Source organism: Aeromonas sp. L_1B5_3 (assembly GCF_963866575.1).
GTDB lineage: Bacteria > Pseudomonadota > Gammaproteobacteria > Enterobacterales > Aeromonadaceae > Aeromonas > Aeromonas jandaei.
Map to the genome: position 1 here is coordinate 1 of NZ_CAWMDN010000063.1, position 674 is coordinate 674.

Annotated in this window: 1 pseudogene; it reads right to left on the reverse strand. The window is 56.8% G+C overall.

Features of this window, described 5'->3' with window-relative positions:
- Positions 1-674 (reverse strand): annotated as a pseudogene (locus AACR93_RS03990) (type I restriction endonuclease subunit R); the annotation flags it as partial.

Here is a 674-nt window from a genome sequence, read left to right on the forward strand (position 1 = left end):
ACCCGCTTAGCCGCCTCATCCTCCGGCTGCTCGAAATAGTCGGCCAGCATCTTGCGATAGATGTTGTACTTGGCCAGCTTCTCCGTCAGCCCCTCGCCCGTCTCCTCGCCCTTGATCTCGCTGGCATTGGGTTGGTAACTGGTGACGATGGCGCACTTGCCAGCAAAACCGGCCTGGCTGAACATCTCGTAACTTTTGCAGGCTTGATAGACGCTGGCGCAGACCAGCATGGCATTGCCACGACCATCGGCCAGCCGGGGCTTGCGCTCGAAGTCGAGCAGAATATCGGCCACTATCTGCTCCAGCCGCGAACGACTGGAGAGCAGCTTCTGCATTGAGGCCCACTTCTGTTTAAGCTGCTGCTTGCCCAGCCGCGAGAGATCCTTGGTCTTGGTATCGAACCACTCATCCACTTTTTTCTGGGATTTGACCCGCTGATCGATATCCCGCGCCTCGTAGCGCAGATCCAGCACCACGCCATCACTCACCGCCTCGTTGAACTTGTAGGTGTGAATGTAGGGGCCAAAGACCTCGATGGACTTTTTTTTGTCCTGCTTCATCAGCGGTGTGCCGGTAAAACCGATAAACAGCGCCTCTGGCAACAGGCTCTTCATAGCCCCATGCAGCTTGCCGGACTGAGTGCGGTGGCACTCATCGACAAACACAAACAGCTG